The sequence below is a fragment of the Micromonospora sp. NPDC049089 genome, assembly GCF_040648775.1.
Classification (GTDB): Bacteria; Actinomycetota; Actinomycetes; order Mycobacteriales; family Micromonosporaceae; genus Micromonospora.
The window spans coordinates 1-14,665 of sequence record NZ_JBEZEH010000080.1 but is presented as its reverse complement, the minus strand read 5'-3'; the positions used below and the strand labels follow the sequence as shown (position 1 = coordinate 14,665).

At 71.7% G+C, this 14,665-nt stretch carries 12 protein-coding genes; 7 read left to right on the top strand and 5 right to left on the bottom strand.

Annotated features, from left to right (window positions below):
- Nucleotides 1–56: 56 nt before the first annotated feature.
- Nucleotides 57–920 carry an aminoglycoside phosphotransferase family protein gene (locus AB0B48_RS15920; protein ID WP_355005253.1) on the bottom strand — a complete coding sequence of 288 codons (864 nt, stop codon included), beginning with the start codon at nucleotides 918–920 and terminating at the stop codon, nucleotides 57–59.
- 6 nt (nucleotides 921–926) lie between these two features.
- Entirely contained in the window at nucleotides 927–2,108 is a 1,182-nt protein-coding gene (ftsY, locus tag AB0B48_RS15915) for a signal recognition particle-docking protein FtsY (protein ID WP_355005254.1), read from the bottom strand.
- 181 nt (nucleotides 2,109–2,289) lie between these two features.
- On the opposite strand from ftsY, the gene AB0B48_RS15910 reads away from it, so the two are divergent.
- The 5 genes from AB0B48_RS15910 (at nucleotide 2,290) to AB0B48_RS15890 (ending at nucleotide 7,311) form a co-directional block, all read left to right on the top strand.
- Nucleotides 2,290–4,017 (top strand): alkaline phosphatase D family protein, encoded by a 1,728-nt coding sequence (locus tag AB0B48_RS15910; protein ID WP_357201568.1) that lies wholly within the window; start codon nucleotides 2,290–2,292, stop codon nucleotides 4,015–4,017.
- Between the two features lie 10 nt (nucleotides 4,018–4,027).
- Nucleotides 4,028–4,468 (top strand): MarR family transcriptional regulator, encoded by a 441-nt coding sequence (locus tag AB0B48_RS15905; RefSeq protein ID WP_357201565.1) that lies wholly within the window; start codon nucleotides 4,028–4,030, stop codon nucleotides 4,466–4,468.
- 146 nt (nucleotides 4,469–4,614) lie between these two features.
- Complete coding sequence (locus AB0B48_RS15900; RefSeq protein WP_357201562.1) at nucleotides 4,615–6,234, top strand: MDR family MFS transporter; 1,620 nt, start codon at nucleotides 4,615–4,617, stop codon at nucleotides 6,232–6,234.
- A 9-nt stretch (nucleotides 6,235–6,243) separates the two neighbouring features.
- Complete coding sequence (locus tag AB0B48_RS15895; protein WP_357201559.1) at nucleotides 6,244–6,738, top strand: universal stress protein; 495 nt, start codon at nucleotides 6,244–6,246, stop codon at nucleotides 6,736–6,738.
- A gap of 42 nt (nucleotides 6,739–6,780) precedes the next feature.
- Nucleotides 6,781–7,311, top strand: a complete 531-nt coding sequence (locus AB0B48_RS15890) for a DinB family protein (RefSeq protein WP_357201556.1) — start codon at nucleotides 6,781–6,783, stop codon at nucleotides 7,309–7,311.
- A 7-nt stretch (nucleotides 7,312–7,318) separates the two neighbouring features.
- Here the strand turns inward: AB0B48_RS15890 and AB0B48_RS15885 are convergent, their stop codons facing one another.
- The 3 genes from AB0B48_RS15885 to AB0B48_RS15875 form a co-directional block, all read right to left on the bottom strand.
- Nucleotides 7,319–7,939, bottom strand: a complete 621-nt coding sequence (locus AB0B48_RS15885) for an HAD-IA family hydrolase (RefSeq protein WP_357201553.1) — start codon at nucleotides 7,937–7,939, stop codon at nucleotides 7,319–7,321.
- Nucleotides 7,939–11,553 carry a chromosome segregation protein SMC gene (gene smc / locus AB0B48_RS15880; RefSeq protein ID WP_357201550.1) on the bottom strand — a complete coding sequence of 1,205 codons (3,615 nt, stop codon included), beginning with the start codon at nucleotides 11,551–11,553 and terminating at the stop codon, nucleotides 7,939–7,941. Before smc ends, AB0B48_RS15885 begins: the two co-directional genes overlap by 1 nt.
- Nucleotides 11,554–11,902: 349 nt before the next feature.
- Nucleotides 11,903–12,097, bottom strand: a complete 195-nt coding sequence (locus tag AB0B48_RS15875) for a hypothetical protein (RefSeq protein ID WP_030487463.1) — start codon at nucleotides 12,095–12,097, stop codon at nucleotides 11,903–11,905.
- A 372-nt stretch (nucleotides 12,098–12,469) separates the two neighbouring features.
- On the opposite strand from AB0B48_RS15875, the gene AB0B48_RS15870 reads away from it, so the two are divergent.
- Together AB0B48_RS15870 and AB0B48_RS15865 are read left to right on the top strand one after the other, a co-directional pair.
- The gene (locus tag AB0B48_RS15870; protein ID WP_357201547.1) at nucleotides 12,470–13,633 is read left to right on the top strand and encodes a CAP domain-containing protein; all 1,164 of its coding nucleotides are present in this window, start codon (nucleotides 12,470–12,472) and stop codon (nucleotides 13,631–13,633) included.
- A 188-nt stretch (nucleotides 13,634–13,821) separates the two neighbouring features.
- On the top strand, nucleotides 13,822–14,592 hold the full coding sequence (locus AB0B48_RS15865; RefSeq protein ID WP_357201544.1) for an endo alpha-1,4 polygalactosaminidase: 771 nt from the start codon (nucleotides 13,822–13,824) through the stop codon (nucleotides 14,590–14,592).
- Nucleotides 14,593–14,665: the final 73 nt, after the last annotated feature.

Genomic DNA, 14,665 nt, shown 5'->3' with positions numbered 1-14,665 from the left:
CAACGGCATCGACCGGTGCGCGTGACGCGCCGGGCCGAGCATCGCCGGACCGGCGCTCAGCGGAGGGCGTTCTCCAGGGTGTGCCGCTCGTAGTCGAGCAGTCGCAGATCGCGCATCGGTCGACGCAGGTGGCCCTTGTGCACGATCCGGACGAACGCCGGCTCACCGGCGGCGGCCATCCGGCGGATCCCCTCGACGTGGTCCACGATCCGTTTACGGATGGTCCGGATCAGCCGGTGCCGATCCCGGGGGATCAGCCCGTACGCGTCGGCGAAGAGCCGGAGGCGGCGAGGGCGGTCCGGGTTCTTCCAGCCCAGCGTGATCGAGTCGCGGTCCGCGAAGATCGGCACCCAGGTCCAGGCCGCGTACGCCACGTCGTAGATCCGCGCTCCGGGCGAGGCGAGGTCGAAGTCGATCAGCCCGAGGGTGCCGTCCGGACGCCAGATCACGTTGTGCGGCGCGGCGTCGTGGTGGCAGATCACCTCGGTGTCCGGCGGTGGGGGCCCGAACGAGCGCCAGACCGCCGCCTGCGGAGGAGTGAAGCCGTACTGCGCGTCGTGGAACATGCGCAGCATGGTGGCGACGGTGACCAGGGCCTCGTCGGTCACCCAGTGCGGGGCGAGCGGATATTCTCCGCACTCCCCCTCCAGGTACGACAGCACCTCACGGTTGCGCTCGTCCATCCCGAGGGCCCGGGGGGCTCCGGTGAACCCCACGTACTCCAGGTGGCGCAGCAGCGCGTGCACGGACGGGGTCCACGGCCCGGCGTTGCGCCGGACCGTGTCACCCACACGGACAACGGTGCTCACGTTGCCGCCGTGCAGCGGGATCTCCTGCGAAGTCACGTACGGTCTCCCGAGGCGCTGCGAAGGATGGCCGGGGTCACGCCAGCCCGCGTACGCGCGATCGTCAGTGGTCACCCGAGACTACGCGTCCCGGCCGGTGGCCTCGGTCCCCAGCAACGCGTCGACGAACTGCGCCGGGTCGAACGGGGCCAGGTCGTCCTTGCCTTCGCCGAGGCCGACCAGCTTCACGGGGATGCCGAGCTTGCGTTGCACGGCGATCACGATGCCGCCCTTGGCGGTGCCGTCGAGCTTGGTCAGCACCACGCCGGTCACGTTGACCACCTCGGTGAAGACCCGGGCCTGCTCCAGGCCGTTCTGCCCGGTGGTGGCGTCCAGGATGAGCAGTGTCTCGTCGATCGGGCCCTGCTTCTCCACCACGCGCTTGACCTTGCCCAGCTCGTCCATCAGGCCGATCTTGTTTTGCAGACGGCCGGCGGTGTCGATGAGCACGGTGTCCACGCCGGTGTCGATGCCGCGCTTGACGGCGTCGAACGCGACGCTGGCCGGGTCGGCTGCCTCGGGCCCCCGCACGGTCTCCGCTCCGACGCGCGAGCCCCAGGTCTCCAGTTGGTCGGCCGCGGCGGCCCGGAAGGTGTCCGCAGCGCCGAGCAGCACGCTGCGACCGTCGGCCACCAGCACCCGGGCGATCTTGCCGCAGGTTGTGGTCTTGCCGGCGCCGTTGACGCCGACAACGAGGACCACCGCCGGCACGCCGTCCTTAGGGGCGGTCCGCAGCGAGCGGTCCAGGCTCGGATCGAGCGCGTTGACCAGCTCGGCGGCGAGCAGTGCCCGCAGCTCGGAGGCCGAGCGGGTGCCGAGCACCCGGGTGCGCTCGCGAAGCCGGTCGACGATGTCGCGGGTGGCGTCGACGCCGACGTCGGCTGTGATCAGGCTGTCCTCGATCTCCTCCCAGACGTCCTCGTCGAGGTGGTCACGGGCGAGCAGGCCGAGCAGGCTCTTGCCGAACACGTTCTGTGAGCGGGACAGCCGCGAGCGGAGACGGACCAGCCGCCCGGCGGTCGGCTCGGGCACCTCGACCTGCGGTTCGAGCACCGGCGGCGGCTCGACCAGGACGCCGGTGGACAGATCGGACTCCGGTGCCTCGACCGGCGGGCCGGCGAGATCCTCCTCAGCCCTGGTGTCGACCTCCGTGCGTGGCAGCGGGGGCTCGGGTCGTCGCCGCAGGCGCGGCACGACCAGCCCGACTGTGCCGGCGATCAGCACACCGAGCAGGACCAGAGCGAGGACGAGATATTCGGCCATGCCGGAATCCTGTCAGATGCCGGCGGCGGCGTCCCAGCCACCGCACCCCGAGCCGTGCACGGAGTCTCAGCCACACCGCCCCCTGGGCGGTGCCAGCACCTCAGCCACCCCCCTGGGCGGTGCTAAGCATCTCAGCCACGGCCCGCAGCCGGTGTCCGGAATCCGGCGGTAGGCTCGCGCCATGTCCGCCGCACACCTCCTCATCGGCCCACTCCTGCGGCGAGTCGTGGACACCCGGGCCACCATCTGGGTAGAGACCGCCGGGCCCGCCGTGGTCACCGTCCGTACCGCCGACGGCGCCACCGGCACCGCGCCCACCTTCTCGGCGTACGACCACCACTACGCCCTCGTGGTCGTGGAGGGGCTCACCGCGGACAGCGAGACCACCTACGAGGTGCTCGTCGACGACGAGCTCGTCTGGCCGGTGCCGAGCAGCGGGTTCCCGCCGAGCGTGATCCGCACCCGGGCTGCCGACGACCGGGACCAGCCGGTCAATTTGATCTTCGGCTCGTGCCGGGAGACCACCCAGCACGCCACCACCCGCAAGCTGCCACCTGACGCGCTGGACGCGTACGCCCGGCGGTTGATGGCGGACCCGGAGTCGAACCCGCTGCCCGACCTGCTGGTGCTGCTCGGTGACCAGGTCTACGCCGACGTCACCTCGCCCACTGTGCGCCGGCTGCTGCGTCGACGGCGGCGGCGGCCGAAGGGCGCGCCGGCCGACCAGGTGGTGAGCTTCGACGAGTACACCAAGCTCTATCTGGAGTCCTGGCGTGATCCGGAGATCCGCTGGCTGCTCTCCACGGTGCCCAGCGTGATGATCTTCGACGATCACGAGATCATCGACGACTGGAACACCTCGGCGGCGTGGCGGGCCGACGTACGCGAGCAGCCGTGGTGGGCGGAGCGGATCGGCAGTGGGCTCGCCTCGTACTGGGTCTACCAGCATCTGGGCAATCTCTCCCCAGACGAGATCGTCGCCGATCCGGTCTTCGCGAAGGTCGCCGCCGCCGAGGACGCCACCAGCGTGCTGCGTGAGTTCGGCCACCGGGTCGACCAGGAGTCCGACCTGGCGCACGACACCGAGCGCTGGCGCGCGGTGCAGTATCAGTGGAGCTACGCGCTGGATCTGGGCCGGACCCGGCTGGTCATGCTGGACAACAGGTGCAGCCGGGTGCTCGAGCCCAACAGCCGGGCGATGCTGCCGCCCGGCGAGTGGGCCTGGTTCCTCGACCAGGCGCACGGGGTCTACGACCACCTTGTGGTGGGCGCCTCGCTGCCCTGGCTGCTGCCGCAGGGCATCCACCACATCGAGGCGTGGAACGAGAAACTGGCGGACTCACGCCGACCGTGGGTGGCGCGCGGGGCGGAGAAGCTGCGGCGTGCGCTGGACCTGGAGCACTGGGCGGCGTTCCGGCGGTCCTTCGAGGCGCTCGCGGAGACGTTCGCAAGGATCGGCACCGGCACGCCGCGGCAGTCCGGCGCGCGGATCGGGGCCGGCCCGGCGTACGCCCCACCGGCGTCGATCAGCGTGCTCTCCGGTGACGTGCACCACTCGTACGTGGCGCGGGCCCGGTTCGCGGACCCGGCGGTGGTCACTCCGGTGCACCAGCTCACCTGTTCGCCGATCCACAACCAGGTGCCGGCGGGCATTCGCCCGCTGATGAAACTGGGCTGGTCGCCGGGTCCGGCCGGGGCCACCCGGGCGCTGGCCCGTTCGGCGGGCGTACGCCGGCCGGGGGTGCGCTGGCGCAAGCTGGCCGGCCCGTACTTCGGTAACGCGGTCGCCACTCTGACCCATCAGGGGCGCGGGGCGGACGTGGTCATCGAGGGCACCACGAAGGACGGGCACCTACGCCCGGTGATGCGGCGTCGACTCTCCGGCGACGGCGAGCCGGCCGCGCCGTAGTCTCTACGCCGTGGACGAGCACCTGCCGGAGCCGATCCGGGCGGTCGAGCACGAGTTGACCGCTCTGTTGCGCCGTGGGCGGGCGGTCTCCTGGGAGATTGCCCGGGAGGTGCACCCGAATCTGGAGCCGAACACCTACGGGTTGTTGCTGTGGTTGCGGCGTAGCGGGTCGATCCGGTTGACCGAGTTGGCGGCGCGGCTGGGCGTGGGCAAGGGCACGCTGAGCCGGCAGATCAACGCGTTGGAGGTCCTCGGCCTGATCCACCGCGACCCCGATCCGAGTGATCGGCGGGCCGCGCAGATCAGCATGACCGAGGAGGGGCAGCGCCGGTTCGACGTTGCCCGTTCGGCGCGACTGGGCGAGTTTCTGCGCGCCCTGGACGGTTGGCCGGAGCGGGACGTCGAGGAGTTCGCCCGGCTGCTCGGCCGGTTCAACGACTCCTGGCAGTAGGCATCGCGACGGGGAATAGCGCGCCGGTCCGACAAGTTGTTGCTTCAGGCAACCAAGGCATACGGTTGCCTCAGGCAATTCTCAGGCGGCCCACGCGTACCAGTCCGTCGCCGTTCCACCTCGACTCCGCTCGGAGGCAACACACGATGAGCCAGGCCACAGTCCCCACGCGGGCGGCCGCCGTCGACATGACCCACCGGCAGATCCTGGAAGCACTCTCCGGCCTGCTGCTGGGTCTGTTCGTCGCGATCCTCTCCTCCACGGTCATCTCGAACGCGCTGCCGCGGATCATCACCGAACTGCACGGCGGCCAGTCCGCGTACACCTGGGTGGTGACCTCGGCCCTGCTCGCGACCACCGCGACCACCCCGATCTGGGGCAAAATGGCCGACCTGACCAACAAGAAGACACTCGTCCAGCTCGCGCTGGGGATCTACGTGCTGGGCTCGGTGCTGGCCGGCCTCGCCCAGGGCACTGGTGAGCTGATCGCCTGCCGCGTGCTCCAGGGCGTCGGCGCCGGCGGCCTCACCGCACTGGCTCAGGTGATCATGGCCACGATGATCGCGCCCCGCGAGCGGGGCCGCTACAGCGGCTACCTCGGCGCGGTGATGGCCGTCGGCACCATCGGCGGCCCGCTGATCGGCGGCGTGATCGTGGACACCTCCTGGCTCGGCTGGCGCTGGTGCTTCTACGTCGGCGTGCCGTTCGCCATCATCGCGCTGATCGTGCTCCAGAAGACCCTGCACCTGCCCGTGGTCAAGCGGAAGGCGCAGATCGACTGGTGGGGCGCCACCCTGATCACCGCCGCCGTCTCGCTGCTGCTGATCTGGGTCTCGCTCGCCGGCGACCAGTTCGCCTGGGCGTCCTGGCAGACCGCCGCGATGGTCGTCGGTGCCCTGATCCTCGGCGCGCTGGCGATCCGGGTCGAGACCCGGGCCGCCGAGCCGATGATCCCACCGCGGCTGTTCCGCAACCGCACCATCACCCTCGCCGTGATCGCCAGCATCGCGGTCGGTGTGGGCATGTTCGGCGCGTCCATCTTCCTGGGCCAGTACTTCCAGATCAGCCGTGGGCAGAGCCCGACCATGTCCGGCCTGATGACCCTGCCGATGATCCTCGGCCTGCTGGTCGCCTCCACGGTCATCGGGCGGGTCATCAGCAAGACCGGCCGCTGGAAGCGGTACCTCGTGATCGGGTCGGCGCTGCTCACCATCGGCTTCGCGCTGATGGGCACCCTGCGCGCCGACACCAGCTTCACCCTGCTCAGCGTCTACATGCTGCTGATCGGTGTCGGCCTGGGAATGACCATGCAGAACCTGGTCCTCGCCGTGCAGAACACCGTCGGCCCGCACGAGCTCGGCGCGGCCAGCTCGGTGGTGGCGTTCTTCCGCAGCCTGGGTGGCGCGATCGGCGTCTCCGCCCTCGGCGCGGTGCTCGCCCACAAGGTCAAGGACTACACCGCCGACGGGCTGGCGCAGCTCGGCATCCCCGCCTCCAGCTCGGGCAGCGGCGGCGCCCTGCCCGACGTGCACACCCTGCCCGGCCCGCTGCGGGCTGTCGTCGAGAGCGCGTACGGCCACGGTGCCGGTGACATCTTCCTCGCCGCCGCCCCGTTCGCGTTGATCGCGCTGATCGCTGTGGTCTTCATCAAGGAGGTGCCGCTGCGCCAGCACAACGGCAACCCGGTTTCCGAGCAGGTCGAGCGGGAATCGACAGTCACCGCCGGCGCTGGCGCACCCGTGATCCGTACCGGCGAGCAGAGGTGAGGTAGAGCCATGGGCGTGGGAGCACCGGACCGCGAGGAGTACGGCCCCCGGACCCGACCGCTGCCCTTCGAGCGCGGCACGGACGGCCCTCGGGTGATCATGGCGGGTGTCGACGGCACCCGCACCTCCGAGCGGGCCGGTGCCTACGCCGCCGGCCTGGCCCGTCGGCAGAGCGCCGCGCTGGTGGTGGTCTTCGTCAGCTCACCGAGCGGGCTGACCGCCCTGGTTCCCGGCATGGACGCCGGCGCGGTCCAACGCACGCACGACGAGCTGGCCGACGAGCTGCGCCGGGAGTGCCGGCGTGGGGCCGAGCAGTGGGGCATTCCGGTGACCTTCCTGTGCCGGCGCGGCGACGCGTACGCCGAGCTGCGCGCGGCGGCGGACGAGTTCCAGGCCGACATGGTGGTGGTGGGTGCCTCCGAGCAGGCCGGGCACCGCCTGGTCGGCTCGGTCGCCACCCGCCTGGTCCGCGCCGGCCGCTGGCCGGTCGTCGTGGTGCCCTGAAAACCGCTCGCGACTGTCTTACCCGAGCCGCAGGATGACCCGATGACGACTTGGAGAGCACCGCAGATCGACCGCAGCCACGAGCCGTTGGTCGCTGATGAGCGCACCATGCTGGAAGGCTGGCTCGATTACCACCGCGACACCTTGCTGCACAAGTGTGCCGGCCTGACCGCCGAGCAGTTGCGCACGGCAAGCGTCGAGCCGTCCGGCCTGAGCCTTCTCGGGTTGGTCCTGCACATGACCGATGTGGAGCGCTCATGGTTCCGCCAACGCTTCGCCGGCCAGGACCTGCCCGACCTCTTTGACTACACCACCGACAACGACGCCGACTTCCATGCTGCGGCCAACGCCGACGCGGAGGCCGCCTTCGCCGCCTTCCGGGCCGAGGTCGAAGCGGCCCGCGCGGCGACCGAGGGGCGGTCCCTGGACGACACGTTCAGGCTGACCCGCAGCGACGGGAACCGCACCTTCAGCCTGCGCTGGGTGTACGTGCACATGATCGAGGAGTATGCGCGGCACAACGGCCACGCCGACCTGATCCGGGAACGCATCGACGGCGTCACCGGCGACTGACAGGCACTCAGTAGTCCAGGGCCGCCCGCAGGTAGCGCAGGTCCGCGTGGCCGCCCCAGCGGTGCGCCGACAACCCGGCGGACCGGGCACCCCGCACGGCCCAGTCCTCGTCGTCGACGCAGAGAACCCGGGCCGGCGGGGTGGCCAGGGCCACGCAGGCGGCCTTGAAGTATTCCGGGGCGGGCTTGTGTACGCCGATCACCGAGGAGTTGACCACCACGTCCAGCTCGCCGACCAGGCCGAGCGCGGCCAGGTCGGAGTCGAGCAGGTCGGTGGCGTTGGTGCCCAGCCCGACCCGGACGCCCGCCGCACGGACCTCCCGAACGAACGTCAGCACCTCCTGGTCGACCTCTCCGCGGTAGCTCTGCCACTGCTCCACAGCGGCGCGGGCGCGTTCCGGGCTGCCCACCGATTCGGCCAGGGCGTCCGCCACGCTGTCCATCCATTCAGCGTGGTTGACCTGGCCGGTCAGCACCGGCTGGAGCCGCCCCCACTGCATGGCGATCTCACCGAGCACCCCCTCGGAGAGGCCGTACTCCCGCTCGACAACGGCGGCCACCGCCGGGTCCCACCGGCGCAGTACACCGTCGAAGTCCAGCAGGAGCGCCGTCGCGCGTTCCCGAGCCACTACCCGTTCTCCTCGCCGCGGCCGTGCCGCTGGTCGTCCTCGTCGGCCCGATTGAGCCGTTGGCTGATCACCTGGGTGACCCCACTGCGCATGGTCACGCCGTAGAGCGCGTCGGCGATCTCCATCGTCCGCTTCTGGTGCGTGATGACGATCAGCTGACTCTTCTCGCGCAACTGTGCCATCAACGTGATCAACCGGCCCAGGTTGACGTCGTCCAGGGCCGCCTCCACCTCGTCCATGATGTAGAACGGGCTGGGCCGGGCGCGGAAGATCGCCACCAACATGGCCACCGCGGTCAGCGACCGCTCGCCACCGGAGAGCAGCGACAGACGCTTGATCTTCTTGCCCGGCGGGCGGGCCTCCACCTCGACGCCGGTGGTGAGCAGATCGTCGGGTTCGGTGAGGATCAGCCGTCCCTCGCCACCGGGGAAGAGCACTGTGAACACCTGCTCGAACTCCCGGGCGGTGTCCTCGAAGGCGCTGGCGAAGACCTCCAGGATCCGCTCGTCCACGTCCTTCACCACGGTGAGCAGGTCCCGACGGGTGGCCTTGAGGTCCTCCAACTGCTCGGAGAGGAACTTGAAGCGCTCCTCCAGCGCGGCGAACTCCTCCAGCGCGAGTGGGTTGACCTTGCCGAGCAGGGCGAGTTCCCGTTCCGCCTTCGCGGCCCGCTTCTCCTGCACCGGCCGCTCGTAGCGCACCGGCTCGGGCACCGGCAGACCGTCACGTTCGGCCGTCGCGACGTCCACCGCGGTCGGCGGAACGGGCTGAGTCGGACCGTACTCGGCGACCAGCGTCTCCACGTCCAGCCCGAAATCCTCGGCGGCCTTCGCCTCCAACTGCTCGATGCGCAGCCGCTGCTCCGCCCGGGCCACCTCGTCGCGGTGCACCTGGCTGGTCAGTCGCTCCAACTCCGCGCCGAGCCGCTTGGCGGCACCGCGTACCTCCTGAAGCTCCGCCTCCCGCGCGGCGCGCTCCAGGGCGACCGCGTCGCGGTGCTCCTCCGCCGTCGCGATCGAGGTGGTCAGTCGGGTCAGCGCCTCCCGGGCGCCACCGGCGACGGACCGGGCGATGCCCGCACCCCGGGCGCGGGCGGCCCGCCGGGCCGCCGCGCGTTCCCGGGCAGCCCGTTCCGCGGTGGCCTGCCGCGCGAGCGAGTCGGCCCGGCCGGCGATCGAGGAGACCCGCTCCTCGGCGGTACGCACGGCGAGCCGGACCTCCATCTCGTTCTGCCGGGCCTGCGGCACCATGGCCGCCAGTTGATCCCGTTCCTCGGTGGAGGGCTCGGCGTCGACCGGGGTCTCCTCGGCCAGCCGTAGCCGCTCCTCCAGCTCGGCGAGCGCGGTGAGGTCCCGTTGCCGGGCGGCCTCGGCGCGGGAGCGGGAGTCGCCGAGCCGGTCGGTCTCGGCCTTCGCGGAGCGGGCCGCCGCGCCCAGCTCGGCCAGCCGGCGAGCGGCGGCGTTGCGGTGGCTCTCCGCCTCCCGCTTCTCGGCGGCGGCGTGCTGCACGGCCTCCTTGGCGGTCGCCACCTCGGCGCGCGCCTCGACCAACTGATCACGCAGCTCCAGGCCGGCGCGTTCGGCGGTGACCCGGTTCGCGCGGGCCTCCTCGACTGCGGCCTGCACCTCGATGTAGCTGGGAGCCTTGGCCGACCCGCCCGCCGCCGCGTACGCCCCGACCACGTCACCGTCCGGGGTGACCGCCCGCAGCTCGGGGTTGCTGGCGACCAGCTCGGCGGCGGCGGCGAGATCGTCGACGAGCGCCACGTCCCGCAGGGCCCGGTGCACCGCCGGACGCAGCTCGGCGCTGCACTCCACCAGGTCGGGCGCCCACCGGGCGTCGTCCGGCAACTTCGGGCGTAGCGCGTCGGCGGAGCCGGTCATGCCGGGCCCCGCCGGGCTGCCGACCAGCAGTCCGGCCCGGCCGGCGTCGGAGATCTTCAACAGCCGCATCGCCTCGACGGCCTCGTCCACCCCACTGACGGCGACGGCGTCGGCGAGGCCGCCGAGCGCGGCGGCCAGCGCGGCCTCGTGACCGGGTGCGACGGTGAGCAACCCGGCGAGGCTGCCGAGCAGGCCGGGCACGTCTCCGGCGCGGGCGAGCAGCGCCCCGGCGCCGTCCTTGCGCCGCAGCCCCAGGGCGAGCGCCTCCTCGCGGGCCTTCCAGGAGGCGGCGTCCTTCTCCGCGGCCCGCTCGGCGTCGGACAGCGATCGGACGGTGGCCTGGGCGCGTTCCTGCACGGCGACCGCCTCGGCGTGCCGGGCGTCCAGGTCCGCGTTGTCCCGGTCGGCCTCGGTGGACTGGGCGGCGACCGCGTCCAGGTCGGCCTGTGCCTGCTCGGCGCGGCCCAGCGCGTCGGCGTGCGCGATCGCGAGGCGTTCGATCTCCTCGCCTGCGCTGGTGGTCCGGGCCCGGGCGGAGTTGACCTGGCCGGTGAGCCGGGCCATCCCCTCGCGCCGGTCGGCGATGGCCTTGGCCGCGGCGACCAGCTCGCGCTCGGCGGCGGCCAGCTGCCGCTCCAACTCCTGGCGGTGCTCGACCGCCTCGGCCAGTCGGATCTGGTCGTCAGTGAGCGCGCCGCGCAGCTCCTCCTCCTGCTCGCGGACGCGTTCCGCCTCGGCTTCCAGCTGGTCCGGGTCGCGGCCGGGCCGCTCGTCGTCGCCGGTGGCGCTGAGGTGCCGCAGTCGCTCCCGGGCCAACTGCTCGATCGAGCGGAAGCGTTCCTGGAGGGCGGAGAGCTTGTACCAGGTGTCCTGGGCGGCGGCGAGCAGCGGCGCGTCCTCCGCGAGGGCGGCCTCCAACTCGCCGAGCCGACCCTGCACCTCGGTGTGCTCACCCTCGATCTGCTCGCGCCGCTCGCGCAGCGCGGTCTCGTCGGCGATCTCCCGGTCCAGGGTGGTCCGCAGGGTGGCCAGGTCGTCGGCGAGCAGCCGCAACCGGGCGTCGCGCAGGTTGGCCTGGATGGCGGCGGCGCGCCGGGCCACCTCGGCCTGCCGGCCCAGTGGCTTGAGCTGACGACGAAGCTCCGCCGTGAGGTCGGTCAGGCGATTGAGATTCACCTGCATCGCGTCGAGCTTGCGAAGCGCCTTTTCCTTGCGCTTGCGGTGCTTGAGGACGCCGGCCGCCTCCTCGATGAACGCGCGGCGGTCCTCCGGCTTGGCGTGCAGCATGCCGTCGAGGCGGCCCTGCCCGACGATGATGTGCATCTCCCGGCCGATGCCGGAGTCGGACAGCAGCTCCTGGATGTCGAGCAACCGGCAGGAGTTGCCGTTGATCTCGTACTCGCTCTCGCCGGAACGGAACATCCGGCGGGTGATGGAGACCTCGGTGTACTCGATCGGCAGCGCGCCGTCGGTGTTGTCGATGGTGAGGGTGACCTCGGCGCGACCCAGCGGAGCCCGGCCGGAGGTGCCGGCGAAGATGACGTCCTCCATCTTGCCGCCACGGAGGGCCTTGGCGCCCTGCTCGCCGAGGACCCAGGCGATGGCGTCGACGACGTTGGACTTGCCCGAGCCGTTCGGGCCCACCACACAGGTGATCCCGGGCTCCAGCTTCAACGTCGTGGCGGAGGCGAAGGACTTGAACCCCTTCACCGTCAGGCTCTTGAGATACACCTACTCGATCCTCGTCCGGTGGCCGCCGTACCGTCGCCGGCTGTGGGGACCTGGGTGAACCCGCAGACTAACCCGGCGGTGGGAGCGCGCCGGCACGCGACCCGCCCCGCGTCGCGTCGGCAGTGGGCGCGCTGTTGTTCGGTCGACAGCGAGAAAGACAAGCGCCTTTCATGATCGGCTTATCCGCCGACTTGCTTTTCGGTAACTGTGCGGCGCGCTTCCCGCACGATCGGCTGCAAGATCATGAATCGTCGGCGCCGAAAAGGTGCCGGACAGTGTTGCGCGCCGGCACTGAGGTGTCGGCGCGCATTTTTGCGGTGGTGCGATTCAGTTTTGTGCGACGTGAAGATCAGGTCAACGCCGGCTCGGCCAGACGGAGAAGATCGTCCGCCTCCGCCGCAGCCGCCGCGAGCCGATCATTGTCGGCACGCAGACGCGTGATCTCGAACTCCAGCGCCTGAACCCTGGAACGCAGTCGGGTGACCTCGTCGAGCAGACGCCGGTCGGGCGCTGCACCTACGTGGCCGTAGAGGGCCTTCGCCATGCTGACTCCTTGATATGCGCTGCCGGAAAGGCCGGCCAAACGCGCGCCCATTTGTACGCGGCTGTCATTCCAGGCTGTATCTGGGCATGACCGGGCGCGACTGGCGACACCTATATATTGAGCCGCAAACCCCTCCTTCGTCAAGTTCTCGCAGGCCGTAGATCATCTCCACGTCGACCTGTCCACTTGCCGGGGGGCTGCCGCAAGGCACGGACACTCTCTGTCCGGACACCTTTACTGTACGCCCGGATCCGCGGAAGTCAGCACCCTCGTGTCCCACTTCCCCTTAACTCTTTCTTAGCCACGTTGCCGCAGCTCGTAGGCGCGCCGTAGCGTCAGCCCGGCCCGCAACCGACCCGTGGAGGCATAGGCGTGTACGGCTGGACCGATCCGATGGACCCCAACGGCGCCCCCCGGCGCGCCGGAGGGCCGACCGACGAGCCGGCCTGGCTGCACGACCGCCCGGAGCCCCGCTCGGCCTATCTCTTTGGCGACGAACCCGGCCAGCCGGGCGACGAGTGGCACCGGGAGCAGCCCACCGACGGCCGGCTACCGGACCCGGCGATCCCCGCCGAGGAGGCCGACGCCCACACCGCCGCCTGGGGGGCCTACCAGCCGGACGGCGAGACCCACGGTTGGGGCGACAGCCGCCCGGCCCAGGACACCACCGGCGGACGACGCGCCGAGGTGCCCGGCGGCTGGCACACCGACACCGACCCGGAGACCACCGACGGCTGGCACGGCACCGCCGAGACCAGCCGGCCCGGCGAGGGACGGCACCGCTCCCCACGCCGCTGGCGCCGGCCACTGATGATCGGGGGGGCCGCCGCGGCCGCCACCCTCGTGGTGAGCTTCGGCGTCGGCGCGCTCACCCTGCCCGGCGGTGACGACGGGGCCGCTCAGCAGACGGCCGTCGACGACTCCTTCGCGACGTCGGCCGCGCCCACCGAAGAGCCGGCGCTGGACACCCTCGCCGCACCCTCTCCGTCGACCATCCCCAGCCCGGCTTCTCCGAGCCCGTCGCCGACCAAGGTCGTCAAGCCCACACCAGCGTCGTCGCGGAGCACCGCCGCTTCGCGCCGGAGCGTCCAGCGCAGCACCGCGCCGAGCAACACCGGCAGCTCCACCGGCACCAGCGGCTCCAGCGGCACCGTCAGCGCCCAGGCCCGCGAGGTGGTGGACCTGGTCAACGCCGAGCGGGCCAAGGCCGGCTGCAAGGCGCTGAGCATCAACACCAAGCTGATGACGGCCGCCCAGCGGCACAGCCAGGACCAGGCCGACAACAAGAACATGTCGCACACCGGCAGCGACGGCAGCAACGCCGGCACCCGGCTGGACCGGGTCGGCTACACCTGGCGCACGTACGGCGAGAACGTGGCCTGGAACCAGCAGACCCCGGCCGCGGTGATGGACGCGTGGATGAACAGCTCTGGTCACAAGGCCAACATCCTGAACTGCGCGTTCACCGAGATCGGCGTCGGCATCGCCAACAGCAACGGACCGTACTGGACGCAGGTCTTCGCGGCGCCGCGCTGACCGCGCGTCGTTCCCGCCCCCGCGCTCGTTGACCCGGTGAGGTACGTCGGGCCGGAGCGTGGGGGCCGCGTACCGGTGCGGGCGGCGACCGGCCGCCCGGGACCCGGGAGCTGCCGATGCGGATCCGGCCGCGGCGACGCGTCGCCGTACGCCCAGTGCGCCGTGTCCTGTCCGCCAGCGTCGCGCTGATGCTGGTCTTGCCGGCGTACGGGTGCCGGCCCGCGCTGACCCCGCCCGGGGCGCCCACCGCGTGGCCAGCGGCGCAGGCCCGGCACTGGCAGTGGCAGTGGCAGCTCAGCGGCCCGCTCGACCCGGCGGTGGACGCTCACGTCTTCCTCCTCGACCCGGTGGCCACCACCGCCGCGCAGACCGCCGACCTGCGCTCCCGGGACCGCCGGCTGATCTGCCAGGTGAACGTGGGATCGGTCCGCTCCGACGACCCGGACGCCAGCCGGTTTCCGGAGGTCGTCCGGGGCGCGGCCGGGCGTCGACCCGACAGCCGGTGGCTGGACGTCCGGAGTTGGGACGCACTCCGGCCGGTGCTGACCGACCGGTTCCGGCTCTGCCGGGGCAAGGGCTTCGGCGCGGTGGCGCTCTTCGACGCCGATGGGTACGCGGCGCGCTCCGGCTTTGCGCTCGACTTCGACGACCAACTGCTGTTCAACCGCCGGCTGGCCGAGCTGGCCCGCTCGCTGAGTCTCTCCCCGGGGCTGGTCAACGACGTGCCCCAGCTCGCCGCGCTGGCCCCGGACTTCGACTTCGCCGTCAACGAGGAGTGTGTCCGGCTGGCCCAGTGCGCCAAACTGCTGCCGTTCAGCGACGCCGGCAAGCCGGTCTTCCACGTCGAGTACACCGGCTCGACCGACGACTTCTGTGTCACCACCGTCGGCTACGGCTTCGCGTCCATCCGAAAGGACCGCGCCCTCGACGCATCCCGCGAACCCTGCCCCCTCCCCTAACCCCCCGGCCCACCCGCGCCCCGCCCCGCGCCGCCCCGCGCCGCCCCGCCCCGCCCCAGCCCCAGCCCCAGCC

Excerpts from the sequence above, each read along its gene's own strand:
- ftsY (WP_355005254.1), bottom strand. The coding sequence starts at position 2,108 with ATGGCCGAATATCTCGTCCTCGCTCTGGTCCTGCTCGGTGTGCTGATC.
- AB0B48_RS15895 (WP_357201559.1), top strand. The coding sequence starts at position 6,244 with ATGGGCGTGGGAGCACCGGACCGCGAGGAGTACGGCCCCCGGACCCGA.
- AB0B48_RS15900 (WP_357201562.1), top strand. The coding sequence starts at position 4,615 with ATGAGCCAGGCCACAGTCCCCACGCGGGCGGCCGCCGTCGACATGACC.
- AB0B48_RS15910 (WP_357201568.1), top strand. The coding sequence starts at position 2,290 with ATGTCCGCCGCACACCTCCTCATCGGCCCACTCCTGCGGCGAGTCGTG.
- AB0B48_RS15865 (WP_357201544.1), top strand. The coding sequence starts at position 13,822 with ATGCTGGTCTTGCCGGCGTACGGGTGCCGGCCCGCGCTGACCCCGCCC.
- AB0B48_RS15890 (WP_357201556.1), top strand. The coding sequence starts at position 6,781 with ATGACGACTTGGAGAGCACCGCAGATCGACCGCAGCCACGAGCCGTTG.
- AB0B48_RS15875 (WP_030487463.1), bottom strand. The coding sequence starts at position 12,097 with ATGGCGAAGGCCCTCTACGGCCACGTAGGTGCAGCGCCCGACCGGCGT.